General features: G+C 70.2%; 24 protein-coding genes. 6 read left to right on the forward strand and 18 right to left on the reverse strand.

The window, feature by feature from the left end:
* The first annotated feature begins 146 nt into the window (after positions 1-146).
* Positions 147-827 (forward strand): hypothetical protein, encoded by a 681-nt coding sequence (locus tag SNE35_RS29950; RefSeq protein WP_320426732.1) that lies wholly within the window; start codon positions 147-149, stop codon positions 825-827.
* A 58-nt stretch (positions 828-885) separates the two neighbouring features.
* On the opposite strand, the gene recQ is transcribed toward SNE35_RS29950, so the two are convergent.
* Complete coding sequence (recQ, locus tag SNE35_RS29955) at positions 886-2,757, reverse strand: DNA helicase RecQ (RefSeq protein ID WP_320426733.1); 1,872 nt, start codon at positions 2,755-2,757, stop codon at positions 886-888.
* 28 nt (positions 2,758-2,785) lie between these two features.
* On the opposite strand from recQ, the gene SNE35_RS29960 reads away from it, so the two are divergent.
* Positions 2,786-3,271: a cupin domain-containing protein gene (locus tag SNE35_RS29960; RefSeq protein ID WP_320426734.1), complete on the forward strand. Its 486-nt coding sequence runs from the start codon at positions 2,786-2,788 to the stop codon at positions 3,269-3,271.
* Positions 3,272-3,277: 6 nt separating this feature from the next.
* Here the strand turns inward: SNE35_RS29960 and SNE35_RS29965 are convergent, their stop codons facing one another.
* Genes SNE35_RS29965 through SNE35_RS29975 form a run of 3 tightly spaced genes read right to left on the reverse strand, consistent with a single transcriptional unit; the run spans position 3,278 to position 5,954 of the window.
* On the reverse strand, positions 3,278-4,123 hold the full coding sequence (locus SNE35_RS29965) for a head GIN domain-containing protein (protein ID WP_320426735.1): 846 nt from the start codon (positions 4,121-4,123) through the stop codon (positions 3,278-3,280).
* A complete protein-coding gene (locus SNE35_RS29970) occupies positions 4,120-4,851 on the reverse strand; it encodes a LytR/AlgR family response regulator transcription factor (RefSeq protein WP_320426736.1) in 732 nt (243 codons plus the stop codon). The genes SNE35_RS29965 and SNE35_RS29970 overlap by 4 nt, the downstream gene beginning before the upstream one ends.
* A gap of 5 nt (positions 4,852-4,856) precedes the next feature.
* Positions 4,857-5,954, reverse strand: a complete 1,098-nt coding sequence (locus SNE35_RS29975) for a sensor histidine kinase (RefSeq protein ID WP_320426737.1) — start codon at positions 5,952-5,954, stop codon at positions 4,857-4,859.
* Between the two features lie 268 nt (positions 5,955-6,222).
* Here SNE35_RS29975 and ssb point away from each other — a divergent pair, with 268 nt between their 5' ends.
* Together ssb and SNE35_RS29985 are read left to right on the forward strand one after the other, a co-directional pair.
* Positions 6,223-6,774, forward strand: coding sequence for a single-stranded DNA-binding protein (ssb, locus tag SNE35_RS29980; RefSeq protein WP_320426738.1), 552 nt, complete (start codon positions 6,223-6,225; stop codon positions 6,772-6,774).
* Positions 6,775-6,935: 161 nt separating this feature from the next.
* Positions 6,936-8,393: a B12-binding domain-containing radical SAM protein gene (locus SNE35_RS29985; protein WP_320426739.1), complete on the forward strand. Its 1,458-nt coding sequence runs from the start codon at positions 6,936-6,938 to the stop codon at positions 8,391-8,393.
* Positions 8,394-8,416: 23 nt separating this feature from the next.
* On the opposite strand, the gene SNE35_RS29990 is transcribed toward SNE35_RS29985, so the two are convergent.
* Complete coding sequence (locus SNE35_RS29990; RefSeq protein ID WP_320426740.1) at positions 8,417-9,430, reverse strand: phosphoenolpyruvate carboxykinase (ATP); 1,014 nt, start codon at positions 9,428-9,430, stop codon at positions 8,417-8,419.
* A gap of 32 nt (positions 9,431-9,462) precedes the next feature.
* On the opposite strand from SNE35_RS29990, the gene SNE35_RS29995 reads away from it, so the two are divergent.
* On the forward strand, positions 9,463-10,701 hold the full coding sequence (locus SNE35_RS29995) for a nucleotidyltransferase family protein (RefSeq protein ID WP_320426741.1): 1,239 nt from the start codon (positions 9,463-9,465) through the stop codon (positions 10,699-10,701).
* Here the strand turns inward: SNE35_RS29995 and SNE35_RS30000 are convergent.
* The gene (locus tag SNE35_RS30000; protein ID WP_320426742.1) at positions 10,683-11,789 is read right to left on the reverse strand and encodes a glycosyltransferase family 4 protein; all 1,107 of its coding nucleotides are present in this window, start codon (positions 11,787-11,789) and stop codon (positions 10,683-10,685) included. The two genes, SNE35_RS29995 and SNE35_RS30000, sit on opposite strands and share 19 nt — an antisense overlap.
* A 23-nt stretch (positions 11,790-11,812) precedes the next feature.
* On the opposite strand from SNE35_RS30000, the gene SNE35_RS30005 reads away from it, so the two are divergent.
* Positions 11,813-12,640, forward strand: a complete 828-nt coding sequence (locus SNE35_RS30005; RefSeq protein WP_320426743.1) for a class I SAM-dependent methyltransferase — start codon at positions 11,813-11,815, stop codon at positions 12,638-12,640.
* Here the strand turns inward: SNE35_RS30005 and SNE35_RS30010 are convergent.
* From SNE35_RS30010 to SNE35_RS30065, 12 genes are all read right to left on the reverse strand, one after another.
* Positions 12,604-14,040, reverse strand: a complete 1,437-nt coding sequence (locus tag SNE35_RS30010) for an oligosaccharide flippase family protein (protein WP_320426744.1) — start codon at positions 14,038-14,040, stop codon at positions 12,604-12,606. The genes SNE35_RS30005 and SNE35_RS30010 overlap by 37 nt on opposite strands.
* Positions 14,037-15,122, reverse strand: a complete 1,086-nt coding sequence (locus tag SNE35_RS30015) for a glycosyltransferase family 4 protein (RefSeq protein ID WP_320426745.1) — start codon at positions 15,120-15,122, stop codon at positions 14,037-14,039. The genes SNE35_RS30010 and SNE35_RS30015 overlap by 4 nt, the downstream gene beginning before the upstream one ends.
* Positions 15,123-16,583, reverse strand: coding sequence for a B12-binding domain-containing radical SAM protein (locus tag SNE35_RS30020; protein ID WP_320426746.1), 1,461 nt, complete (start codon positions 16,581-16,583; stop codon positions 15,123-15,125).
* Positions 16,580-17,746, reverse strand: a complete 1,167-nt coding sequence (locus SNE35_RS30025) for an amidohydrolase family protein (RefSeq protein ID WP_320426747.1) — start codon at positions 17,744-17,746, stop codon at positions 16,580-16,582. The genes SNE35_RS30020 and SNE35_RS30025 overlap by 4 nt, the downstream gene beginning before the upstream one ends.
* On the reverse strand, positions 17,743-18,420 hold the full coding sequence (locus tag SNE35_RS30030; protein ID WP_320426748.1) for a class I SAM-dependent methyltransferase: 678 nt from the start codon (positions 18,418-18,420) through the stop codon (positions 17,743-17,745). Before SNE35_RS30030 ends, SNE35_RS30025 begins: the two co-directional genes overlap by 4 nt.
* Positions 18,417-19,409, reverse strand: coding sequence for a radical SAM protein (locus SNE35_RS30035; RefSeq protein ID WP_320426749.1), 993 nt, complete (start codon positions 19,407-19,409; stop codon positions 18,417-18,419). Before SNE35_RS30035 ends, SNE35_RS30030 begins: the two co-directional genes overlap by 4 nt.
* Entirely contained in the window at positions 19,396-20,478 is a 1,083-nt protein-coding gene (locus SNE35_RS30040) for a DUF3445 domain-containing protein (protein ID WP_320426750.1), read from the reverse strand. The genes SNE35_RS30035 and SNE35_RS30040 overlap by 14 nt, the downstream gene beginning before the upstream one ends.
* A complete protein-coding gene (locus SNE35_RS30045; RefSeq protein ID WP_320426751.1) occupies positions 20,475-20,888 on the reverse strand; it encodes a c-type cytochrome domain-containing protein in 414 nt (137 codons plus the stop codon). The genes SNE35_RS30040 and SNE35_RS30045 overlap by 4 nt, the downstream gene beginning before the upstream one ends.
* A gap of 106 nt (positions 20,889-20,994) precedes the next feature.
* Positions 20,995-21,699, reverse strand: coding sequence for a TorF family putative porin (locus SNE35_RS30050; protein WP_320426752.1), 705 nt, complete (start codon positions 21,697-21,699; stop codon positions 20,995-20,997).
* A complete protein-coding gene (locus SNE35_RS30055) occupies positions 21,699-22,937 on the reverse strand; it encodes a S8 family peptidase (RefSeq protein WP_320426753.1) in 1,239 nt (412 codons plus the stop codon). The genes SNE35_RS30050 and SNE35_RS30055 overlap by 1 nt, the downstream gene beginning before the upstream one ends.
* Positions 22,934-23,566: a zf-HC2 domain-containing protein gene (locus tag SNE35_RS30060; protein WP_320426754.1), complete on the reverse strand. Its 633-nt coding sequence runs from the start codon at positions 23,564-23,566 to the stop codon at positions 22,934-22,936. Before SNE35_RS30060 ends, SNE35_RS30055 begins: the two co-directional genes overlap by 4 nt.
* 19 nt (positions 23,567-23,585) lie before the next feature.
* Positions 23,586-24,203 (reverse strand): RNA polymerase sigma factor, encoded by a 618-nt coding sequence (locus SNE35_RS30065; protein WP_320426755.1) that lies wholly within the window; start codon positions 24,201-24,203, stop codon positions 23,586-23,588.
* Between the last annotated feature and the right edge of the window lie 95 nt (positions 24,204-24,298).

Raw genomic sequence — 24,298 nt, forward strand, 5'->3', positions numbered from 1 at the left:
GTGAGAATGCTCATGGACTTCCCCTTCCGGATGCGTTGATGAGATATCGCACTTCCCATCGTGGCATTCAGTTGCCGTTCGCCGCAACGCGGCCCATTCGGGACGGGGAAGTCCCTTTCATTCGTTAGCCATTGCAGCAGCGCTTCATGCCGGATACACATCTGCTCTACGAGAGAAATTTCGACACACTGCTGCTCGACAGCCTCGACTTTCTTAGAAGGTCTTCAGACCTCCACGAAGTGGACGATGAGGGCCAAGCATTCGCCCGAATCTCGATAACCTATTCATTGCTGCTCCTTGAGGCGGTCGCGAACACCTGTCTCGAACATCTCGACTTAAGCCGATCTGTGCACGACGAAATGGACCGACTTCCGGTGCTTGCAAAGTTCGACTTTTACCTTCGGATTCGATTTAAGGGTCGCAATCTTGATCGCGGCAGTCACTATGTTGAATGGCTGTATGAGCTGAAGAGGCTCCGGGATGGCCTTGTGCACCTCAAGCCTCACAAGGTCGAATGGATCGGTGATCTCGATGGCAGCATGTCGGCCGAGTCCGTTCGCACCAAAAGCCTAGATATTGCGGTCAACCCGAAATTCTGGGGCAAATCAGATGCAATCAACGTCAGTCGTGGCGTGCATGGATTTCTCCGGTACTTCTTTCGAGAGCAATGTCGATATGGCCCTACCAAGGTCGCGTCGCTACTCTTTTCGGAATCCCGGGTGCCTGGCGACAACAATCACTTCTTTCCCTGTGCGCCACGACATTGGAAGGCACTCTTCGCATCCCGGGATGTGGACCTGTCGTATATCAAGCTGATGTGGGTGTGAAGGCGATGGCTAACCCTGCATTCCAGCGGACGCCTAACGGCGCCGCTGAAATTGAACGTTAGACGGCTTCCAGCACCCGCAGCAGCTCTCGCCCGTAGGCCTCCAGCTTCTTCGCGCCGACGCCGCTGATCCCGGCCAGGTCGTCCAGGCTCTGCGGATGCTGGCGTGCCATCTCGGCCAGGGTCACGTTCTGGAAGATCACGTAGGCGGGCAGGCCGTGTTCCTTGGCCACCTCGCCGCGCCAGCTCTTCAGCGCCTCGAAGCGTTGCTGGGCGCCGGTGTCCAGGTCCATCGCCTCGACGGCGGCCTTGCTGCTGGTGCGGGTGCCGCGTTCACGTGAGGACTTGCCGCCGCTGCCGCGCTTGGGCTTCTCGTTGGCTTCGCGCAGCCGCACTTCCACGCCGCCCTTGAGCACGGCCCGGGCGCTGTCGGTCAGCGCCAGCGTGTGGTATTCGCCTTCGGCGACGACGTGGCCCAGGGCGATCAGCTGGCGCAGCACCGCGCGCCACTGCTGCTCGCTCCGGTCGGCGCCGACACCGAAGGTGCTGAGCGCCTGGTGGTCGTACTGCGCCACCTTCTCGGTGGACTTGCCGCGCAGCACGTCGATCAGGTGGCCGGCGCCGAAGCGGCGGCCGCCATGCTGGTGGAAGCGGTAGATGCAGGACAGCAGCTTGCGTGCCGCGTCGGTCGCGTCCCAGGTGGCAGGCGGGTTCAGGCAGTTGTCGCAATTACCGCATGCGCTGGAGGCCTCGCCGAAGTAGCCGAGCAGCCGCACGCGCCGGCAGTCGGTCGCCTCGGCCAGGGCCAGCAGCGCGTCGAGCTTGCCGCGCTGGACCTGCTTGAAGTCTTCCTCGGCCGGGCTCTCGTCGATCATGCGGCGCTGGTTGACGACGTCGGCCAGGCCGTAGGTCATCCAGGCGTCGGACGGGCCGCCGTCGCGGCCCGCACGGCCGGTCTCCTGGTAGTAGGCCTCGATGTTCTTGGGCAGGTCCAGGTGGGCGACGAAGCGCACATCCGGCTTGTCGATGCCCATGCCGAAGGCGATGGTGGCGACCATCACGATGCCGTCCTCGCGCAGGAAGCGGTCCTGGTGCTTCTGGCGCACGGCACCGTCCAGGCCGGCGTGATAGGGCAGGGCACGGATACCCTCGGAACTCAGCCACTGGGCCGTCTCCTCGACCTTCTTGCGGCTCTGGCAGTAGACGACGCCGGCCTCGTCTTCGTGTTCGTCGCGGATGAAGCGCAGCAGCTGCTTGCGCGGCTCGTCCTTCTCGACGATCGCATAGCGGATGTTGGGCCGGTCGAAGCTGCTGATGAAGACGCGCGCCTCCTCGAGCTTCAGGCGCTGGATGATGTCGGCGCGGGTGCTGTCGTCGGCGGTGGCGGTCAGCGCGATGCGCGGCACGTCGGCATAGCGCTCGTGCAGCAGCGACAGCGCCAGGTACTCGCTGCGGAAATCATGACCCCACTGACTGACGCAGTGCGCCTCGTCGATCGCGAACAGGCTCAGCAGGCCCCGTTCGTGCAGCGAATCGAGCTGGGCGAGGAAGCGCGGGTTCGTCACCCGCTCCGGCGCCGCGTAGAGCATCACCAGGCGCCCGCTCATCAGCTCGCGCTCGACGAACAGGTACTGCTCGGTGTCCAGGGTCGAGTTCAGGAAGGCTGCGTGCACGCCCGCTTCCTCCAGCGCGCCGACCTGGTCGTGCATCAGCGCGATCAGCGGGCTGACGACGACGGTGACCCCCTGCTTGCCCCGGTGCCGCGCGATGGCCGGCACCTGGTAGCAGAGGCTTTTCCCGCCGCCGGTGGGCATCAGCACCAACGCGTCGCCGCCGCCGGTGACGTGATCGATGATCTCGGCCTGCGCGCCGCGGAACGCGCCGTAGCCGAAGACTTCTTGCAGGATGTTCAGGGGGCGGGAATCATTCATGGACCCGCTATTGTCGATGGAGACGAAATTGAGCCCAGACGAGCTTCGAGGGAGCCTGATTCGCAACTTCCTGACGGTGCCGCGCGAGCACTTCGTGCGCGAGCCGCTGTACGAGTCGAGCATGGCCCGGGTCAGCGACGGCACCGTCGCCCGCAAGCTCGGCTGCGGCGTGGACACGCTGCCGCCAGGCAAGACCGGCTGCCCCTATCACTTCCACCATGCGCAGGAGGAGATGTTTGTCATCCTCGAAGGCCGCGGCACCTTGCGCGTGGCCGGCCGGATGCTGCCGATCGAGGCCGGCGACGTGATCCACATCCCGCCCGGCCCCGAGTACCCGCACCAGATCCTCAACACCTCCGACGCCGACCTGAAGTTCCTGTCGATCAGCAGCCAGGAGCGGCCCGAGGTCTGCGAGTACCCGGATTCGGACAAGACCGGGGTGTTCTTCGGCAAGGGCAAGCGCCCGCCTTTGATCCAAAGAGAATCGCTCGACTACTGGGACGGCGAGCCCTGATGAGGGCTATTTCTTGTCGCCCCGCGCGTTGACCGAGCCCAGGCCCTCGGTCGACTTCTTCACCTGCGGCTGGCCCCAGTAGTCGACGTTGCCGACGCCGGAGATGCCGACGCGTAGCGCGTCCGTCACCCACAGGTGGGCGTTGCCGACGCCGCTGATCGAGACGCTGGCCGAGGTGGCGCGCAGCGAGTCGGCGATCAGCTTGCCCTTGCCGCTGATGCTCAGCCGCAGCGCCTTGACCTGGCCGGACAGCTGGCCGTCGCCGGCGCCTGAGACGTCGAAGCTCAAGGTGCCCGCGTTCAGCTCGTCCATCCGCACCTGGCCGGCGCCGGAGATGCTGATGACGAGCTGGTCGGAGCGGATCGGTCCGACGGAGACGAGGTCGGTAGCGCCGGACAGGGTGAGCGCGCTCAGCTCGCGCATCCGCACCTCGACCTGCAGGCGCCGGTTGCCGGCCCAGAACTTCCAGCCGCCGCCCGGGTGGATCGTCAGCCGCTTGTTGCGCACCTCGATCTCCACCCCCTGTTGCACCGTGTCGTCGCCGGAGATGAAGACCTGGTCGCGCTCGTCCTGGATCAGCCGCACCTTGGCGGAGCCGTCGATCTCGACGCGGTCGAACGGACCCGGCGTGTAGAGGCGGCCGTCGGTCAGCGGCGGAACCGGAGGCACCGGTGGCACCGCGGGAACGGCCGGTGTCGCGGGGACGGGCTGGGCCGCCGGCGTGGCTGGCGTTGCGGGCGTCGCCGGCACGGCGGGTGTCGGGTACGGCGCTGGGGTCGGCGGTGTCGCGCGCTGCGCCTCGGCGCAGCCGGCGCAGGCCAGCAGCAGGAGGCTCGGCCAGATGCGGTTCATATCGATTGCTCCCGAAGCTTCTTGGAGACCTCACGGCTGGCCGTGATGCGGGTACCGTCGCGCATCTGCACGATCAGTTGCGAGTTGTCGTCGGGCGTCATCGAGTCGACGAAATCCAGGTTGACGATGCAGGCGCGCTGCAGCCGCAGGAAGCGCGTGGGGTCCAGCCGCTGCTCGAAGGCCGCGATCGGCAGCCGCACCAGGAAGCTGCGGCCGCGGCTGGCGATGGCGGTGTACTTGTTGTCGGAGCGCAGGTGCTCGATCTCGTCGACCTGCAGCGGGAAGATCTTGCCCTGGTCGCGCACCATCAGCCGCGTCAGCGGTTCGCTGGACGGTGCCTGCAGCGCCTCGACGACCGGCGCGGCGATCTGCGTGGCGTGCTCGACGGCCTCGACGAAACGCTCGTGCGAGAAAGGCTTCAGCAGGTAGTCCACCGCATGCAGCTCGAAGGCGGCCAGCGCGTGCTCGTCGTAGGCGGTGGTGAAGATCACGGCGGGGCGCTCCCCGTCCTCGCCCAGCGCGCGCAGCACCTGCAGGCCGGTCAGGCCGGGCATCTGGATGTCCATCAGCACCAGGTCGGGCTTCTGCGCACGGATCTCGGCCAGCGCGGCCTCGCCGTTGGCGGCGATGCCGATCAGATCGAGTTGCGGCATGTCGCGCACCCAGTCGGCCAGCGCCTCGGCGGCCAGCGGTTCGTCTTCGGCGATCAGGACTCTGGTGGTGCTCATCATGTTCACTGGGGAATGAGAAGGTCGACACGGAAGCCGGCGCCCGGCGCGGTCTGCACACGCAGCCGGGCCCGGCCCTCGTAGTCCAGCGCAAAGCGGCGCTGCAGCGCGGCCAGGCCGATGCCGCGGCGACCGCCCGGCTTGTCTTCGAGCTTGGCCGGGTCGCAGCCGGGGCCGTCGTCCTCGATGCTCAGCTCCAGGCCCTGGCTCAGCGCATTGCGGCTGCTGCGGATGCGGATGCTGCCGCCCATCACGCGCGGCGCCACGCCGTGCAGGATGCTGTTCTCCACCAGCGGCTGCAGGGTCAGCGGGGGCAGTTCGTCTTCCAGGGTGGCGGGGTCCAGCTGCCAGTCGATGCTGAGCCGGCCACCCAGGCGCAGCGATTCGAGCGCCAGGTAGTCGCGGACGAACTCGATCTCTTCGTTCAGGCTCACCCGGTCGGTGGCGCTCCGCTTGGTGTCCAGCACGTAGCGCAGCATGCCGGCGAAACGCAGCAATGCGGCCTCGGCGGCCTGCGGGTCCTTGCGCGTCAGCGCGATCAAGGTGTTCAGCGTGTTGAACAGGAAGTGCGGATTCAGCTTGCCGCTGATCACGGCCAGCTCGGCCCGCGCCAGCGCCGACTCGGCCTGCGCCGCGGCCACCGCGGCGGCGCGGGCGCGCTGGGTCTGCAATGCGGCGGTGAAGCCTGTGGCGATGGCCGCGTAGACCACCACGCCCCAGATCGCGCGCCACAGCAAGGTCTGCGTCAGCACCGCCGAGGCATGGTCGATGCCGAACATCGCCCAGGCGCTACCGAACTCCAGCGCCTGCCAGGCCGCGCCGAATAGCAGCGCTGCGGCTACGTGGACGCCGGCCAGCACGCCGGCGGAGAACTCCTGCTTCTGCAGGCTGCGCACCCAGGGCAGCACCGCAAAGCCCAGCAGCATCGGGGGCCAGAGGGTCAGGCTGGCCTGGTAGACGGCCACCCACAGCTGCCACAGCCCGCGCTGGAATTCCGCCCCGGCCAGCACGTAGAGCAGCCAGGCCAGCAGGCAGGCGCCGGCATAGGCGAGCCAGAGGCGGCGGCTGTTGGGCGTGGACGGTGACGAGGGGGCTGCGGGCATGGTCAGCGCTGCCCGGCCGTCCGAAGGCGCTGACGCGCCCCCTCGGGGGGCAGTGAACGAAGTGAGCGGGGGGGCAACATGGTCAGCATCTTAGGAGTCGCCCACCGGCGGCGCAGCGCCGGGGCGATCAATCGCCGGCCCGGCGGCGCGGATTGCGATTTCGTGACACCGGCCGGGCCTCCCCTGGTCCGCAGGAGGCGGCCGCCGAGGGTCAGGCGGCATAATCCGCCACCTACCCACCGAATTGAACGAACGAGCGGAGCCCCTCATGGCCAGCGTCAACAAAGTCATCATCGTCGGCAACCTCGGCCGCGACCCCGAACTCCGATACAACCCCAGCGGCGTGGCCTTCTGCTCCGTCAGCATCGCCACCACGCGCCAGTGGAAGAACCGCGAGAGCGGCGAGCGCCAGGAAGAAACCGAATGGCACCGCGTCGTCTTCAACGACAAGCTGGCCGAAATCGTCGGCGAGTACTGCAAGAAGGGCCGTTCGCTGTACGTCGAAGGCCGCCTGCGCACCCGCAAGTGGCAGGACAAGGAAGGCCGCGACACCTACACCACCGAAATCATCGCCACCGAGATGCAGATGCTCGGCGGCCGTGACGGCGGCGGCGAGGGTGGCGAAGGCGGCGGCGGTGGTGGATACGGCCGCAGCAGCGCCCCGCGCGGCGGCGACGATTACGGCGATGCGCCGGCCGCCGCCCCGCGTGCTCCGGCCCGCACGGCCGCCCCGGCTCCCCGCGCGCCGGCGGCTGCCCGCCCGGCACCGACGAAGTCCTCGACCGGCTTCGACGACATGGACGACGACATCCCGTTCTGAGTCCGGCCGGCAGCAGCCCTGCCCGCATCAGGCCCGCAGCCGCAACGGCTGCGGGCCTTTTTCTTTGCCGCCCGGCAAAGGTGCGCGCTTGAACCCGCCGAGGGCCCGCAGGCACATACCGCAGGCGCAGCGTCGTGCGGCGCCCTGTGGAGAGGCCCTGCATGCTGTCCATCCTGATCGGACATTCCTATTTCCAGCAGTTCGACCGCAAGCAGGCCGAACGCGCGAAACCCTATCCGCCGCTGGCGACGCTGCAGGTCGCGGCGCTGCTGCGGCAGCAGGGCCACCGCGTCGGCCTGTTCGACGCGATGCTGGCCGCCAGCGAGGCAGAGTTCGAGGCCAGCCTTGAGCGTGACCGGCCGCAACTCGTGCTGGTCTACGAGGACAACTACAACTTCCTGACCAAGATGTGCCTGGCCCGCATGCGCGAGGCCTGCCTGGCGATGATCGGCATGGCGCGCGAGCGCGGCGCCCGGGTGATCGTGGCCGGCTCGGATGCCAGTGATGCGCCGGAACCCTATCTGCAAGCGGGCGCCGATGTGGTGCTGCGGGGCGAAGGGCTGACGGAGCTGCAGGCGATGCTGCCGCGCCTGGCGGCACGGATCGACCTGCCGGCGCTGCAGCTGATCGCGGGCCTGCCTTCCGCCAGCTGCCTGGCCGACGGTGTCGTGCGGCGCGGCGAAGCGCCCTTGCTGGCCTACGCGGAAGTCCCCAGCCGCGGCGAGGAGCGGCCGCTGGAGGCCGAGGCTGCCTGGGATCTCGTCGACGTCGAGCGCTACCGGCGCGTGTGGACGCAGGCGCACGGCCGGTTCAGCCTCAACATGGCCTCCTCCAAGGGCTGCAGCTTCCGCTGCGCCTGGTGCGCCAAGCCGATCTGGGGCCGGCGCTACGAGCAGCGCGACCCGGTCGCCGTCGCGGCCGAGATGACGCTGCTGCGTGAGCGCTTCGCCCCCGATCACGTCTGGTTCGCGGACGACATCTTCGGCTTCCGCGCCGACTGGGTGCAGCGCTTTGCCGATGCGCTCGAAGCGCGCGGCGGCGGCGTGCCCTTCACCATCCAGATCCGGCCCGACCTGATCAGCGAGGCGATGGCCCAGGCGCTGGCGCGGGCGGGCTGCCAGGAGGCCTGGCTCGGCGCCGAGAGCGGCAGCCAGAAGGTGCTGGACGCGATGGACAAGGGCACGACGGTCGAGACCATCCATCTGGCACGCGCGCGGCTGCGCGAGCAGGGCATCCGCGTGGGCTTCTTCATCCAGCTCGGCTACCTGGGCGAGGAGGGGGAGGACCTGCTCGCGACCCGGCGCCTGGTCGAGCAGGCCCGGCCGGACGACGTCGGTGTCAGCGTCGCCTATCCGCTGCCCGGCACGCGCTTCTTCGACGAGGTGCAGGCGCAGTTGCGTGGCAAGACGCACTGGGACGACAGCGGCGACCTGGCCATGATGTTCGAAGGCACCTTCGGCACGGCCTTCTACCGCGAAGCGCGGGACCTGCTGCACGAGCAGGTCCGGGTCTCGCAGCTGCCTTCCGAAGCCCGGGCGCTGGCCGAGCCTGTTCTGGCCGGCCGCTGGGACGCGCTAATGGCCCGCGCGCAAGTCCATCAGGAAGCCTGTCTCGCGTGACGATGGCGCCGCTTCTTCAAGAATCAATGCCGGCCGAGCAGTTCGCCCAGCGCGGCCACGCCCTCGCGCGGATGCGCGCCGCGGCGCAGCTCGAAGCAGCGGAGCTTGGCGATGCTGCGTTCGAAGGCCGGCCAGTTGTCGAGCTGGGCCGCGTAGGGCTGGGTCGCGCGCAGGCGGACCGTCGCGGTTGCAAGGTCCAGCGGCCGCAGCAAGGGCTGCCCGTCGCTGACTTCCGGGCTCAGGAACACGATCGCCTGCAAGGCCAGCGGCGTCGCTGCCAGCACGGCGCCGCTGCCGCGAAGGTCGACCTCGAACTTCTCCACCCCGCTGCGGCGGCGGATCACCGGCGCGGCCTGCATCTGCACGCGGCGCGCCTCCGCTTTGACGAAGCGCAGCGCATCGAAGCGTGGATGAAGGAAGTTCGCCACGCCGGTCACTTTCAAGGATGCCGGGTCGACGAAGCTCGCGTCCTCGGTCAGGAACTCCATCCCTTCCAGCAGCGCTTGCAGGGTCAGCGTGGTCTTGCCAGCGCCGCTGTCGCCGATGAGCAGCACGCCGCGGCCCTGCCAACCCACGCAGCCGGCATGCAGGGGCGCCAGGTTCTGCGCGCGGCTGGCCAGCGTGAAGACGGCGAACTCGAGCAGCTCGTAGCGGGCGTGATAGCGGTGGGCTGCAAGCAAGCCGCGGGAGATCGACACGCAGGCGCCGCGTGCGGCCGGCGCGGCGAAGGCGAAGTTCGCGCCATCGATGACCGCGCCGAACAGGCCGGCGCCGCCGTGCATCCGCGGCAACGGCGGTTCGGCCTGATCGGCGAGCGAGATGTCGTCGATCAAGGCCAGATCGACGCGCAACGGAGCCGGCGTCGCGCCCAGTCGCTGCGCCGGCAGGTCGGCGTAGGCCTGGTCGACGAGGTCCAGCAATTCGGCGCTGTCGCTGCGGAACTCGAAGCGCGTTCCGAGCAGATCAAGCTCGATCGCGCGTTGGCTGCTTCCGAACTCGCCGAAGGGATCGGCCGCATTGGCAGCCGGTGGGTTCACGGTGTTCATTGGGTAGGGCCGCAGGAGTGAAGATGATGATGAAGAAAGATCGATTTGCGGATCCGTTGCCGGCACGGAGCGAGCTGGAGCGCGCGCTTGGCAGCGTCTCCCGCCGCCTGACCGCCGAACTGCAATCGCCCAGTGAGGAGCCGCCCGATTGGCAGGATTTCGAATGGCGCGTGGCCATGGCGGTGGCGGTGATGCAGGGCACATCGGCCCTGCTGGCGCGTCGTCTGCGCTGGCGCGGCCCCGGCGACTGGCAGTCGTTCCTGGCCGAGCAGCGGGAGCATGGCGTCCTGCGTGAGCGGCGGATACGGCAACTGCTCGAACGCATCGATCTGGCAGCACGCGAGGCTGGTGTGCCCTTGGTGGCGCTCAAGGGCTCGGCGCTGCTGCATACGGGAATCTATGCTGCGGGAGAACGTCCGCAGAGCGATATCGACCTGCTCTGCCGTGAGCAGGATCTGGGGGCCGCCGACCGCGCGATTGCCGCGCTCGGCTACGAGGCAAAGGGAGCCACCTGGAAGCACCGCGTGTACGACGTCGCTGACGGGCACGCCGAGGTCCGCTTCGGCGAGCACGAAGCCAATCCCCTGAAGATCGAGCTTCACACCCGCATCGCCGAGCGCCTGCCCTATAGCGATGTGCAGGTCGATGTGTTTCCCGCGGAGGCCCAACCGGGCCTCAACGGATATGCGAGGCCTTCGGCCCTGCTGAATCACCTGTTGCTGCATGTCGCGGGTAATCTGTCCTGGCGCGGCGGCCGGCTGATCCAGGTTCACGACATTGCTCGCCTGTGCCGGCAATTGCCGCAGACCGAACTCGCCGATGTGGCCGGGGACCCCCGGGCTCGCTGGTGGAAATGGCCGAGCTTGCGAATTGCCGAGCGTTGCTTCCCAGGGAGCGTGCCCGACTTCCTCCTTGCGCGAACGGCCGAGGCTTGTCCCTGGCACCTTCGGCATTGGGTCGATTCGCGCTCCTTCGATGAGCTGTCGCTTGTCGATCCCCGGCATGCGACCTTGCTTGGGCTGGCCTGGGCAACGGATCTTCGCGAGGCCGTACGATACCTTGGGGAGTCCCTTGTACCGCCGGAGTCGAGGCTCGAGGGGCAGACGATGCTGATCCGTAAGGACCCATGGTCGACCGGGTCCGACTGGCAATGGCTGCCTCGCTGGCAGCGCGTGCTGCACCGCCTGTTCCGGCGTCCGGTACGTGCGCCGACGCTCTATTCGCTGCACAGTGCCATCGCGTATCACCCGGCGAACTCCTGATGCAATTGCTCGAACAGCGCACCAGTGTGGTCAGCATCCTCGTGCAGCGCCCACTGCTGCGCGGCAGCCGCAAGCCGCAGGCGGCCGTCTTCGTCCCGCCCCAATTGGGTGATGGCGGCTGCCAGTGCGTCGGCATCCCCGATCGGAACCGCCGCGGCCGCATCCGGCGCCCATTCGGCGATGTGCCCGACCGCCGTGCCGACGCAAGGCACGCCGAGCGCCGCGGCCTCCAGCAGCGCGAGCGGCCCCGCCTCGTGGCGCGAACTCATCACGAGCAGATGGGCCGCGGCCACCCGCGGGCGGAGCATGGCCTGCGTTGCGAATCCATGGAAGCGCACCCGCTGCGCCAGCCCGAGCTTCACCGCCAGCGCCTGGATCTCGCCGCCCAGCGTGTCCTCGCCGACGATGTCGAGTTCGAAGTCCACGCCGGCGCCGTCCAGCAGCGCCATGGCCCGCAGCAGTGTCGGCTGATCCTTGACGCGGTTCAGGCTGGCCACATGGATCAAGCGCAGCGGCTCGCCCGGTTGGCGGCGCCGCGGCGGCATCGGCGGCCAGGCCTGCAGGTCGACGCCCAGCGGAATGCGCCGCGCCGGCAGGCCCAGCTCGCGCAGTTGATCGAGCATCGGCGCGCTGGCCGCGCTCAGCACGCTCGCGCCGCGCAGCACCAGTGCTTCACGCGCGCGGCCGCGCCAGCCCAGCCGCCCGCCGTAGCCGATGTCGTGCAGCGCGACCAGCTCGCCGCCGGCCAGGTGCACGCAGCACGGCAGCCAGAGCCAGCGCGCCGCCAGCACGCCAGCGAGGCCCGGCTCGCCGGACCAGATCGACTGCACCAGATCGAAGGGCGCGCGCCGGTGCTCGCCGACGATCGCCGCCGCCGTGCGCAGCGCGCTGAAGCGACCGTGCGCGCCGATGTTGTGAATCGTGCAGCCGCGCAGCATCCACCGGCCAGGCTGCGCTTCCTGCCGCAGCGCAAACACCTGCACGTCGTGCCGCCGCGCCAGTCTCTCCAGCAGGGCGAGCAGGGTCGGGATCACCCGCTGCTCGCCCGTGCGGTCGACGCCGCCGGGCACGACCACCGCCAATCTCATCGCAACGTCTCCCATCGATTCCCATGAACGACACCCGCACCGAGCTTCGCCTGCACGACACCCAGCAAGCCTTCGACAGCGTCGCCCCTGACTACGACGGCCCGCGCGGCAACAACGCCGCGATCCAGGACATGCGCGCCGAGATGTGGGGCTGGCTCGACCGCAGCTTCGCGCCGCGCAGCCGCCTGCTCGACCTGGGCTGCGGCACCGGGCTGGATGCCGTCCATCTGGCGGGCCTCGGCCATCGCGTCACCGCCAGCGACTGGTCGCCGGCCATGGTCGAGCGCACGCGCGACCGGGCGCAGCAGGCGGGCCTGGGCGAGCAGGTCGAGGCGCTGGCCATCGGCGCGCACGAGCTGGCCCGCATCGAGGGCGAGACGCGCTTCGACGGCATCTACTCCAACCTGGGCCCGCTCAACTGCGTGCCCGACCTGGCCGAGCTGTCCGCGCAGTGCGCGCGCCTGCTGAGCCCTGGCGGCGTGATGGTGTTCACCGTGATCGGTCGCTACTGCCCGTGGGAATTCATGCACTACGTCGCGCGCGGCCGCTGGCAGCGTGCCGGCATCCGCTTTGCGCGCGGCACCGTGCCGGTCGGCATGAACGGCAAGACGATCTGGACGCGCTACTACACGCCCGCGGAATTCACCCGCCCGTTCGCTGAGCAGTTCGACGTCGAGCACGTGCGCGGGCTCTGCGTCTTCGTGCCGCCGCCCTACCTGCTGGGCCTGCGCGACAGGCATCCGACCTGGTACGAGCGGCTGTGGCGCCTCGACCGGCGCGTGGCCGGTTGGCCGGGGATCAGGCAGTTGGGTGATCATTTCCTGGTGGTGCTGCGCAAGCGCGCGAGCTGAATCAATTCGTCGAGCAGCGGGTGCCGCGTCAGGCGCAAGGCCAGCGGCCAAGCGCAGAAGGCCGCGGCGGCCGAGAGCCAGAGAGACGCCCAGGGCGTGGCCGCCAGTGCGCAGGCGCCTGCGACGAGCAGGCTGGGCAGGTCAGCGCGCAGCAGTTGTGGCAAGCCCAGCCGCAGGTGCCGCTCGAACAGGCGCTGTTGCAAGGGCAGCACCAGCAGCACGGCCGCGGCCAAGGCCCAGGCGAAGGACGCCAGCCGACCGTCGTAGAGCACCCCGACGAGCAGCAGCCGCGCCGCGAACTGCGCCGCCGTCAGCAGGGTCGCGAGATGTGGCCGACCGATGGCGGTGAGCGCCAGGCCGGCATGATGCGTCGCCAGACCTAGGGCAGCAGTCAGGGCCAGCGGCGCGACGGCTGCGGCGCTGCCGGCCCAGGCGCTGCCGAACAGCAGGTGCAGCAGCGCCTCGCGCTCCATTGCGATCCACGCGAGCAAGGGCCAGGCAGCGCCGGTGAGCAAGGCGCTGGCGCGCATCAAGCCCGGGGCCAGCGATGTGCCCGCGGCATGCTGCCGTGCCACCAGCGGCAGCGTGCCGAAACCGATCGCCGCGCCGGCCATGTTCTGGAAGCTGCCGACGACCGCGTTCGCCCGGCCCAGCATCGCCACCTGCGCCGAGCCGCCGAGGCGGCCGAGCAGCAAGTCCGGCACCAGGCCGTTGAGCCCGCTCAGCAGATTGCCGCCCAGCGCTCCGCTGCCGAAGCGCAGCACCGGCCGCCAGCCCTGCCAGCGCGGCCGCCACGAGAGACCCGGCGGACGCATGAACCCGTAGGCGATGGTGCAGACCAGCACCCGCAGGACCTGCGCCCATGCCAGGCCCAGCGCGCCGTGGCCTTGCTGCGTGAATCCGATCGAGGCCAGTCCCCAGCTCAGCGTGCCCAGCCTCGACACCCAGGCGATGCGCGAAGCCTCGAGCGCGCGCAGCTGCAGCGCGGCCATCAGCGCGCTGAAAGGTGTGAGCACGAGGCCCAGCGTGAGGACGCGGATCAGCGGGGCGAGCGTCGGCATGCCCAGCAGCTGTGCCAGCAGGCCCGCGCCGGCCAGTAGCGCCGCGCCCAGCGCCGCGGTGACGGCGATCTGCAGCCCGACGCAGGCGCCGAAGCGCTCCGCGTCGAGCTCCGGCTCCCGCTGCAGGTAGCTGCTGACGCCCAGGTCGCGCAGCAGCTGCGCCACGCCGATGACGGCCGAAGCCGTGGCGAACAGGCCCAGCTCCGCCGGTGCCAGCATCCGCGCCAGCAGCAGGCCGATCACGAAGCTGCCGACGACGGCGCCGACGGACGAGGCGAGATTGATCCACCAGGCGCGCCGCAGGCGACCGTTGTCGTGCATCGGCAGCGCCGCGATCACGACAGCAGATCCCGGTAGACATCGACGAGCCGCCGGCCGAGCGCCGATGGCGACAGCGCCTCATCGAAGCGTGCTCGGGCCGCCGCGCGCAGCGCCGGCTGCGGGCGGGCCCAGGCGGCGACCAGCGCCGTGGCCAGCGCCGGCGCGTCGGCGACGGGCGAGAGCCCCGGCAGCTCGGTGCCCTCGCCCAGCACCGCACGGAAGGACGGAATGCCCGTCACCACCGGCGGCAGCCCGCAGGCCAGTGCCTCGATCAGGCTGTAGCCGGTGCTCTCGCGATGGCTGGCCTGCACCAGCAGGTCGGCCGCGCTCATCAGCGTCTCGATCCGCTCGTGCGGCTGGCGGCCCAGCAGATGCACGCGGCCGGCCAGTCGCGGATCGCCGGCCACGCGCTGCTGCACGGCGTCCAGCAGCGGCGCGCTGCCGTAGCAGCACCACAGCTGCGCGTCGGGCAAGCGAGGCGCGGCCAGTGCCAGCGCATCGAGCATCGTCAGCGGATCCTTGTTCGCATCGAGGTGCGCGACCCACAGCAGCGCCGGAGCCCCGTGCAGGCCGGTGGCGCGGCGCGCCTCCTCGCGCGGCTGCGGCTGGAAAGCGGAAGTCGACTCGGGCAGCTCGTAGATGCGCGTCTGCGGCGCCAGCAGTCGAGGCTGCGTGAACGGCAAGGCCTGCTCGCGCGAGCAGAAGATCACCCCGCGGGCGGCCCGCGCGGATCGCCGCCAGTGCCAGCGGCGCCAGAGCCGCGGCGGCCGGTCGGCATGGTCCTGCAGCACGATGGGCCGGCCGGCGCTGATGGCGGCCAGATTGCGCAGCTCGCGGCCGAAGCCGAGCCCGTGGACATGCAGGATCTCCGCGTCAGCGATCGCCGCCTGCAGCCGGGTTCCATCCAGCGGCCCGAAGCGGTACTCGACGCCCGCATCGGCCAGGATGGCGCGATGGCCGCTGGCCTGCAGCACGCGGACCTGCGCGCCGCCGAGCGCGGCCGAGCGCGCGAGCTGGCCCAGCGTCGGCCAGGCGGCCAGCAGCTCCGCCGGCGCACGGCCCGCGGCATCGCGATGGAAGTTGAGCTGCGCGACCCGCATTCACAGCCCCTTGAGCTGCGGATCCCACAGCCGCACCACGCGGCGCATCAGCGCCAGCTCCCAGGGCCGGTCGTAGCGGCGCAGCCGGTAGCGCCAGGCCGCCACGCCGCGCAGCGCCTGCTTCTGCCAGCCGGGCGCGCGCCAGTCGGTGACCGTCGGGAAGCGGCTGCCGAGCACCAGGCGGAAATCCTCGATGCGCTGGCGCAGCGGCGCGTCCACCCAGGGTGCATCCTTGTGGCACCAGTAGCGCACCCACTGCGGCTCGGCCCAGCCTTCGGCCGTCTTCGGGAAGTCCAGCTTGGGCGCGTTCGGGTCCGGCCGCATGCCGCGCTGTGGCGGCAGCGGCGTGTTGATGTGCAGCATGATCTCGGCGGCCGGATGGACGCGCTTGATGCGCCGGATGAACTCGAAGGTGCGCTCGGTCTCGCCGACCGGATCGTGCGGCGGCGCAAGCATGAAGGAGAGTTCCGGCACCACGCCGTTGCGCCGGCAGGCTTCCACTACCTCCAGCGTCTGGTCCGAGCGCGTGCCCTTGCGCATCGATTTCAGCGTGGCATCGTCCGGCGATTCGGCGCCGATGTAGGCCATGCGCAGCCGGCTCTTGCGCACGAGGGCCCAGGAGGCTTCCGACAGGCCCACCAGCGCGTCCGCCCGCGCATAGCACCACCACGGCATCGCCACGCGCGCGAGCGTGTGCAGCAGCGGCTGCATGTCCACCTCGCGGTCGAAGAAGTTGTGGTCGTAGAACTGCACGGAGTCCACGCCGAAGCGCGCGCGCAGTTCGAGCAGGTCCTGCTCCACGCGTTCGGCCGGTGGCAGCGCCGTCTTGCCGCGGAACAGCGCGGCCACGCCGCAGAAGCTGCAGCGGTAGCGGCAGCCCAGCGCCGCCTGGTAGCCGGTGGTGCGGCGGCCCAGGTACGTTGGGCCGATGTAGCGCTGGGGCTCGTCCACGCTGTCGAAATCCAGCGCCGGCGCCACCGGCGAGAAGCCGCGGTCGTGGTTGTGGATGATCTCACCCTGGCGGCGCCACGAGAGCCCGGCGATGTCCTGCAGCTCGCCGCCGGCCGCCAGCGCGTCGAGCAGCTCACGGATCGTGCGCTCGCCCTGGCCGCGCACCGCGTAGTCCACGACCGGGCTGGCCAGCGTGGCGTCGGGGCACAGCGTCGGGAAGTAGCCGCCCCAGATGATCGGCAGCTGCGGCGCCTCTTCGCGGATCGCACGCGAGACCGCCAGTGCCGAGGGCAGCTGCGGTCCGCCCATCACGCTGATGCCGATCGCCACCACGCCGCCTTCGCGCAGCGCGGCGCGCGTGCGGTCGATGAAATCGCGATCGAGATTGCCGTCGATGATGCGCGTCGCATAGCGCTCCGACAGCGCCGCGGCCAGCTGCATCACCGCCAGCGGAAAGCGCGCATGCGAGGTGATGGTCGGGTTGATGAGCAATACGCGGGGCGGGGTCATGACAAGGCTTCCAGGGCGGGTGCCAGGTCGAGGCCGGGCTCCGTCACGTCTTCGAGCTGCAGCGCGGCGACGAGGCGGGCGTGCAGGAGCTTGGGGCGCCCGTCGAGGCGGACGGGCAGCAGGTCCGCGTCGTCGAGGCCGGGCAGGTGCGGATCGGCGAGGAGGATGCGGCCGTCGACCGCGACCAGCTCCACGTCGGCCCGCCGGGCGCGGGACAGCGCGAGGCCTGCCGGCAGCACCAGCAGGTCGGCCCGCGCGCCCGGGGCAAGATGGCCGCAGTCGGGCAGGCGCAGCAGTGCGGCGGCCTGCGTGCTGACCAGCGCTTCGAGCGCCATCTCGTCGAGCATGCTGTGCTGGCGAGCCACGGCCAGCTCGTCCAGCAGGTCGCGTGTGCCGCTGATGCGCGAATCGCTGCCCAGCGCCAGCCGGCCTTGCGCGGCCAGTGCTTGCGGGGCGATCGTCCGGCCGAACAGATGCAGGTTGGAGGCCGGGCACCAGACCAGGCCGCCGCCGGCCTGCACCAGGCGGCGCTGCTGGGCGTCGTCGAGCGCGAGGCCGTGGACGAGCAGCGTGCGTGGACCGAGGCAGCCCAGCGCTTCGAGCCGCTCGAACTCGAGCCGGGCGGCATCGTCGACACCCTCGGCGGCATGAACGATCCACGGCTCGCCCGCAGGCGCCCCGTGGCAGGCCGCACGCACGGCCGCGTCGCCATCGAGGCCCAGCGAGTGCGACCAGGCGCTGCGCAGCACGCGCACCGGAAAGTCCTCGTCGTCGAGGCGGGGGTGCCAGGGATCGTGATGCGCCACGGTGGTGGTGCCGGCCAGCAGGTTCTTCAGGCCGCCAGCGAGCAGCCGCGCCGGCTTGGACCGTGCCGCATTGGCGCGCAGCCGCGGGTCGAGCGCGCGCTGGGCGTCGATGTCGGCGATCCATTCGGCCACGTTGGCATGCGGCTGCTGCCGGTACTTGAGCCGCGGCAGGCTGTTGAGCTGCAGGTGGTCGTGGGCGTTGATCAGGCCCGGGCGCAGGCAGCGGCCGGCCAGGTCCAGCACGTGGTCGCCGGGCTGCGGCGCCGAACCTGCCACGCGGCCCTCGGCCACGCGCAGGTCGAAGCGCCGCCCTGCGGCATCGCTAGCGTTGGCGAGGAACAGCGGCGTGCTCGTCACGGCTTGTCCATCCGCACGACCAGCAGCAGCGGCAGGCCGTGCCAGCGCGCATGGAAGGCGTCCGAGCCACTGAACTGTTCGGTGAATTCATGCCCGACCCGCAGGCTGCGGCAGACGCGCAGATGGAGGCCGCAGACGGCCGCGGCGAAGGCGTAGTCGGCCGGGTCGTGCAGGTTGTGCGCCAGGCGGTGCTCCTGCCCTTGCGCATCGGTGAAGCTGCGGTGCATGCCGGCGCGCGCCGCGTCGGGGTGGAAGTCGGAGATCAGCAGGCTGCCACTCGGTGCCAGCACTCTGGCGGCCTCGCGCACCCAGGCCATCAGCGAGGGGGCGTGGCCCACGGCCAGGCCGCAGAGGATCAGGTCGAACTGTGCGCTGGCGAAGGGCAGCGCGGCCATGTCGGCCTGCACGCGCCAGGGCAGCACGGCGTGCTGCAGCATCTGCGGCGCGCGGTCCGCGCCGACCACGGCCGCGGCGCCGCGCTGCTGCATCAGCAGGCCGTAGCGACCCGTGCCGCAGGCGAGGTCGAGCACGCGCCGTCCGCTCGGGTCCGGGCACAGCGCCAGCATGGCGGCCTGCTCGGTGCGCATCAGCGGGTTGTGGGCCTCGGGCGGATAGCGTTCGGCCCAGCGGTCGTAGGCGGCGACGTTGGCGAGCGCTTCGCTGGTGTGGTTCATGCCGCGATGGCTTCCGGCTCACGCCACTTGGCGCAGACGCAACGCTCGCATTCGGGCCGACGGCCGGCGGCGATGTTCCCGCGCAGCTGGCGCATGAAGGGCGTGTTCAGCGCGGCGGCCAGGTCGGTGGTCGGTGGCGCCGGCGGACCGGGGATGAAGAAGCAGGGCCGCAACTGGCCATCGGCCTGTACGACGGCCGAGAACGCCGGTGCATTGCAGCGCACCGGCGGAAACGCCCCCTGGCCGGCGAGCGCCGCGTAGTAGGCGTGCAGGCGGCGCAGCTTCGGCGGCGATTCCTCGATGAAGCGTTGGGCGAAGGTGCTTGCTTCGCCGCGTTCGAGCGCGTCGAGCACGTCGGCAAAGTCATCCAGGTCCGCGCCGGTGATCGCGATGTCCGCAGCGCCGCCTTGCCCCGGCTCGCGGCCGAAGGCCTCGGCGTTGCCGAGATCGGCCGCGAGGAAGGAGACGCTCGCCGCACCGAGCTCGCGAGCCAGTGCCACGAAGCGCGGCAGCGCGCGGAAGTTGCCGCGCTGCACCGTCACGCGCAGCCCCACCTGCGCACCGGCGTGCACCGCGGCGTGAATGCCTTTGCAGACGGCATCGAAGGCATCGACCCCGCGGATGGCCGCATAACTCTCACGATCGGCGCCATCGAGCGAGACGGTGACCCGCTCGAAGCGCTCCGCCGCCGCCTGCGCATGCTTGGCCAGCGCGAGGCCCGCGGTGAGCAGCCACAGGCGCAGACCCTGTGCGCGCAGCCGGTCGGCGATGGCGGCCCATTCGGGATGCAGCAGCGGCTCACCCCCCGAGATCAGTACCTCGCGCGTGCCGAGGTCCTTCAGGCCGGGCAGCAACGCATCGAGCTGCTCCATGCTCATGTCGCGCCGGCCGGTGCGCCAGTAGTCGCAGCTGATGCAGCGCGAGTTGCAGCGCTCCGTCAGATAGAGCGTCAGCAGCGACAGCGACTGCAGGGGCTCAGAAGAAAGCATGGAGTTCGGCGAACAGGGTTCGCCGGTTGTCCACCGCGTTCTGCGGGATGCCGCCATACCAGCGGTAGCCGCCGCGCAGCTGCATGAAGCCGATCGGCGTGTACTCGTAGACCAGGCTGTAGCGGACCTTGTCGTCGTGGCTGACGTGGGTGTCCGGGTCCAGCCATTCGCTGCTCAGCTTCAGGTTGTGGCCCTTGATCACCAGCCAGTTCGCTTCCAGCAGGCTCGCGGTCTGGCGGCGCCGGCCTTCCGGGAAGCCCTCGTCGCTGACGTAGTCCAGCTCGGCCAGCCAGGCGACCGGCCCGGTCGTCGTGCCGGCGAACAGGCCCCAGGCGTCGCGGCCGCCGGCGGTGGACTGCACCTTCGCCGTCGATGCGCCCAGGCGCCCCCAGGACTGCAGCCACATCACCTGGCCGGTGAGCTGGTGGCCGCGCACGGAGCCCTTGTTGCCGGGGCCGTCGCTGTAGACCAGCTGGGCCGACCAGTCGCCCTTGTCCATGCCGAACTCGACGCCCTTGTCGGGAACCGTCATGCTGATGCCGCTGAGCTGGCGCACGAAGGCCGTGTTGTCCTGCAGCCGCCAGCCGAAGGGCAGGTAGAACTGGCCGGCCTTGGCGTACCAGCTGCCGTCCGAGGTCTGCAGCCGCAGATAGGCCTCCTGGCGCAGCGACTTGCCCGGCGCCACCTGTTCGTCGATGTAGGCGCCGAGGCGGTTGTCCAGCAGCTGCAGATCGGCATAGAGCCGGGTCTGCTCGTTGCCGGAGACGCGCGTGCTCGGCTGGCCGCTGACGTGGGTCTCGGTCGAGTCGGTGCGCAGGTCGCCGCCCACGCGCAGCCAGCTCGCCAGGCTGCCTGTCCACGAGGACATCGGTGCCGGTGCGGGGTTCGCCGCGATCACGTTCTGCACGAAGGTCTGGCCCAGCGCGGTGCGCAGGCCGCCGCCGCTCGGGTTGACGTGGCAGGCGGAGCACTTGAGTCCGTAGCGGATGGCCAGGTAGGGCTCCGCCTGCGCGGTGACGGACGCCAGCAGGCCGATGACCAGCGCGAGCAGCAGGTGGATCGCCCTCATGGTGCCGCTCCTTCGGCGATCCACTGGCGGATCACGGCGATCGTGGCGTCATCCAGGTAGGGGCCGCCGAACGGCATCCGCGCGCCGACGGCGGCATGGCCCTCGATCTTCTGGATCAGGTAGCTGTTGTCCGGATCGCCCGGCGCGATGCGCTTCAGCGAAGACACCTCGGCGCTGGAGACGCCGACCGTCATCGCGTAGGCATTGCCGGCGTCCAGCCGCAGGCCTTGCGGCGCCGAGCCGCCGGCGTGGCAGGCCGCGCAGATCGGCGTGAACACGTGCGACTGTATCGACGTGTAGTTGGGCAGCAGCGGGCCGCCGGGATCGGCGCCTTCGCCGATCGGCCGCCCGTTGGCATCGAGCCCTTCCCCGCTGCCGCCACCACATGCGTCGACCAGTGCGACGATCAAAACACAAAGGGCAATCCGCCCCACCCAAGCCAGCCGCATCATGACCTCCGAGTCCGTCGAGATTGCCGGTTAGTACCGGCGCGACGGTCAGGGGTTCAAGTGCGGACTAGAAGCTGGTTGAGAGACCGAGTACGAGGGCGTTGCGCCGGCGCTCGGTCATCCAGGTGTACGGGCCGCCGCGGCTGACGGCGACCCAGGAGAGCTGCAGTTCCACGGACTGCACTTGCCAGGCTAGGCCCAGGCGCGAATCGAAGCGGGTGTCGCCGTGCGTGATCCCGTAGTCGCCGCGGGAACCGTTCAGCGCGCCCAGGTGGGCGCTGGCCATCAGGGTCTTGCGCAGCGGCCAGTTGAAGTTGAGTTCGCCGTAGACGCTGTGCTGGCCGGTGCCGTAGTAATCGTTGGCGTAGTGCAGCCGGGCGGACCAGCGCTCGCCGAGCAGGCCGGCGTAGAGCTCACCGAAGTCGTAGCGCGTGATCGAGGCGTAGTGGTTGAACTGCAGGCCGGCCTCGGCATCCAGGCCGGGCGCCAGGTTCACGACGCGGCCCCCATAGGCGCTGATCACGTTGCTGCTGTGTTCCGAGAACTTAGCCCGCATCGCCGTCCCGCCGCCGTACCAGCCGCCGTTGCCGTCGTAGGCCAGCGTCAGCTGCGCGGCCGGCTTGTCGTCGCTGTACGAGAGGCCGCGGTCGCGCGCGTCAGACTGGATGGACACAGTCCCGCCAAGCTCGGCCAATGCCGGCGGCGTGATGCTGGCGAGGAGCCATGCCAGGGATGCGGTCGTGGCCGCGCGGTTCGGAGATCCGAAGGACATTACTCCGAAGTTTGCCCCAGAGTCACGGCTCCACAGCTTGGCGAGGGTGAACGGGCGCGCCGCGCGAGCGTGGCGCAGGTGTCGATCCGGCCGGATTTGTCCAGCACCAACATCTTGCCCAGGTCCTTGGGCTGCCCACCGCCGAGTTCACGCAGCAGGGCCACCAGCCCGGCTGCATGGGCCGACGCGAACGACGATCCGTTGACCAAGGTCCAACCGCCGTTGGGCGTCGTGGCCGGCACGTCGCGCCCCGGCGCCAGCACCGCGCCCGCGGGCAGCGGTGGCGCGCTGCCCACGGCGAGCACGCCGGCGTGGTCGGCCGGAAAGCGCTCACCCTCCTCGCTGCCCACGGCGGCCACCACGGCGATGCCGCGCGCCACGGCCTCGTCGATCAGGCGGCCCAGCAGCCGGTCGTCGGGGCCGCCCAGACTCATGTTGATGACCTCGGCGCGCTGCTGGATCGCCTCGTGCAGGGCCTTGGCGAGCGAGAGCGTGGTGCACAGCGTGAGCGCGGCGCCCTCCTGCCAGCAGGCGCGCAGAGCCAGCAGGCTGGCGCGCGGCGCCACGCCAAGGATGCCCTGCCGGTTGTCGGCGCGCGCGGCGATGATGCCGGCCACCGCCGTGCCGTGGGCCTCGCCCTGCAGCGGGCGGCCGTCGACGAAGTTCTCGTTGAGCACGACCTGGCCCAGCAGGTCGGGGTGCTCGCTGGAGACGCCGCTGTCGATCACGGCCACGCGCGTGCCGCGGCCGGTGGCGAGGCTGTGGAGCTGCGTCAGGTGCCACTGCGCGGCGGCGGGCTGCGTGGGGTAGAGCGTCTTGTTCTCGCCGGGAGCTTCCGCCGCCTGGCCGCGGTAGAGATTCTCGGTCTGCGCCCAGGCCACGCGCTTGTCGTTCGACAGCGTGCGCGCGACCTCGGCCGCGCTGTGCGTTCCGCCTTCGGGCACGCGCATGACGAAGCAGTCGACACCGACCAGCGGCATCGCCCATTCGTCCTGCAGCTCCAGCGCGTAGTCGCGCGCCAGGTCGGCCGCCAGGCGCTTGCGGGCCTGAAGGCCGACGGCGTCGCCGTAGTGGCCGGCGTAGCTGCTGTCGGGCCGATAGTGCGGCCGCGGCAGGCGCAGCATCACGAGCAGTTGCTGTTCCTGCGCTTGCGGCGTGGGCACTGCCTGCGCCGCCACGGCCGGGCCGGCGATCCAGGCCGCGGCCGCCAGCAGGAGCAGGCGAAGAAAGCGCTTCATGGCTGGGCCGGCGGCGGGGGTGGATCGAGCGATTCGGCCAGGGACACGACTGGCTCGGCGCGCAGGGCGGCCAGCGCCGGCGCGCCGCCGGGCAGGTGCAACCGGTACGCGCCGCTCTCGGTCGGGCCGCCCACCACCTGCGCACGATGGGCCAGCAGCGCCTTGCGGATGCCGGCTTCGTCCACTCCGGGGCGGAACATCACGATCGTTTCGGCATGCACGGTCTCGGCCGGCATGCCGGCGGCGGACAGGCCCTTGTACGGCGCCAGCGCTTCCGGCGCGGGCCGGGCGACGACGAAGACCAGCGCCACGATCGCCACGCCCTGCAGACCGAGCGCCCAGGGCATCCAGCCGCGCTTTGCTTTCTCCGGCGCCTGCTCGTTCATCAGGCGGCGCATGCGATGCAGCGCGGCCTCGGTGTTGAGTGCGGGCTCCTCGCGGCTGTCGGCCAGTGCGGCCTGCAGCGAGCGCTCGGCTTCCAGCTCGCTGCGGCAAGCGGCGCAGTGCTGCAGGTGCTCGCGCACCAGGCTCATTTCCTCGCCGGACAGGCGTTCGCGTGAGTACCAGGGCAGCAGCGCCAGCACGGCCTGGTGGGGATCGGTTTCGAGGGGGACGACGACATTGCTCATATGACTCTCCTGGCGCTTCTCATTCGCCCAGGTCTTCCAACAGCCCGCGCAGGCGGCGCCGCGCATAGAACATGCGCGTCTTCACCGTCTCGGGCGGGCAACCGACGATTTCGGCAATCTCCGCATGGCTCATGTCCTGGAAATAGCACAGCTCGACCACCGCGCGGTGATCCACGCTCAGCGCGCTCATCGCCTCCTGCAGCCGGCGGCGCAGCTGCACGAAGCCGATCGCCGACTCCGGGCCCGGCGCGGAATCGGCCGTTTCCGGCAGGTCCGAATCGTCGGCCGGCAGGTCCTGCCGCGACAAAGCCTTCAGCGCCTTGCGGTAAGCGATGCCGAAGATCCAGGTGGACAGCTTGCTACGTCCGTCGAAGGCGTCGGCGCGGCGCCAGACGACCATCATCGTGTCGTTCAGCACCTCTTCCACCACCTGGTCGCCCTGGCGGATCATGTGCAGCAGGAAGCGCTGCAGCCGGGGGTGGTAGAGGCGGTAGAGCTCCTCGAAAGACTTCTGCCGGCCCTGCCGCACCCCTTGGAAAAGAAACATTTCCGCGGCATCGGGCGCGCCGCCGGGCGGCACTGCCCCTTCCCTGGACAGGCCCGGTTGCGTCGTCTTGCGCAGGATCCGGTTCAACATGCGTAGATTCTCCTCCGCATGAATTCCCGCCCGGCGCCTGAAGGTTCAAAGTGCCGCCCGCCGGCTCGCTTGACCGTCCGCCGCCCGCGTGCCAC

It is taken from the genome of Roseateles agri (genome assembly GCF_034043675.1).
Lineage (GTDB): Bacteria > Pseudomonadota > Gammaproteobacteria > Burkholderiales > Burkholderiaceae_C > KK5.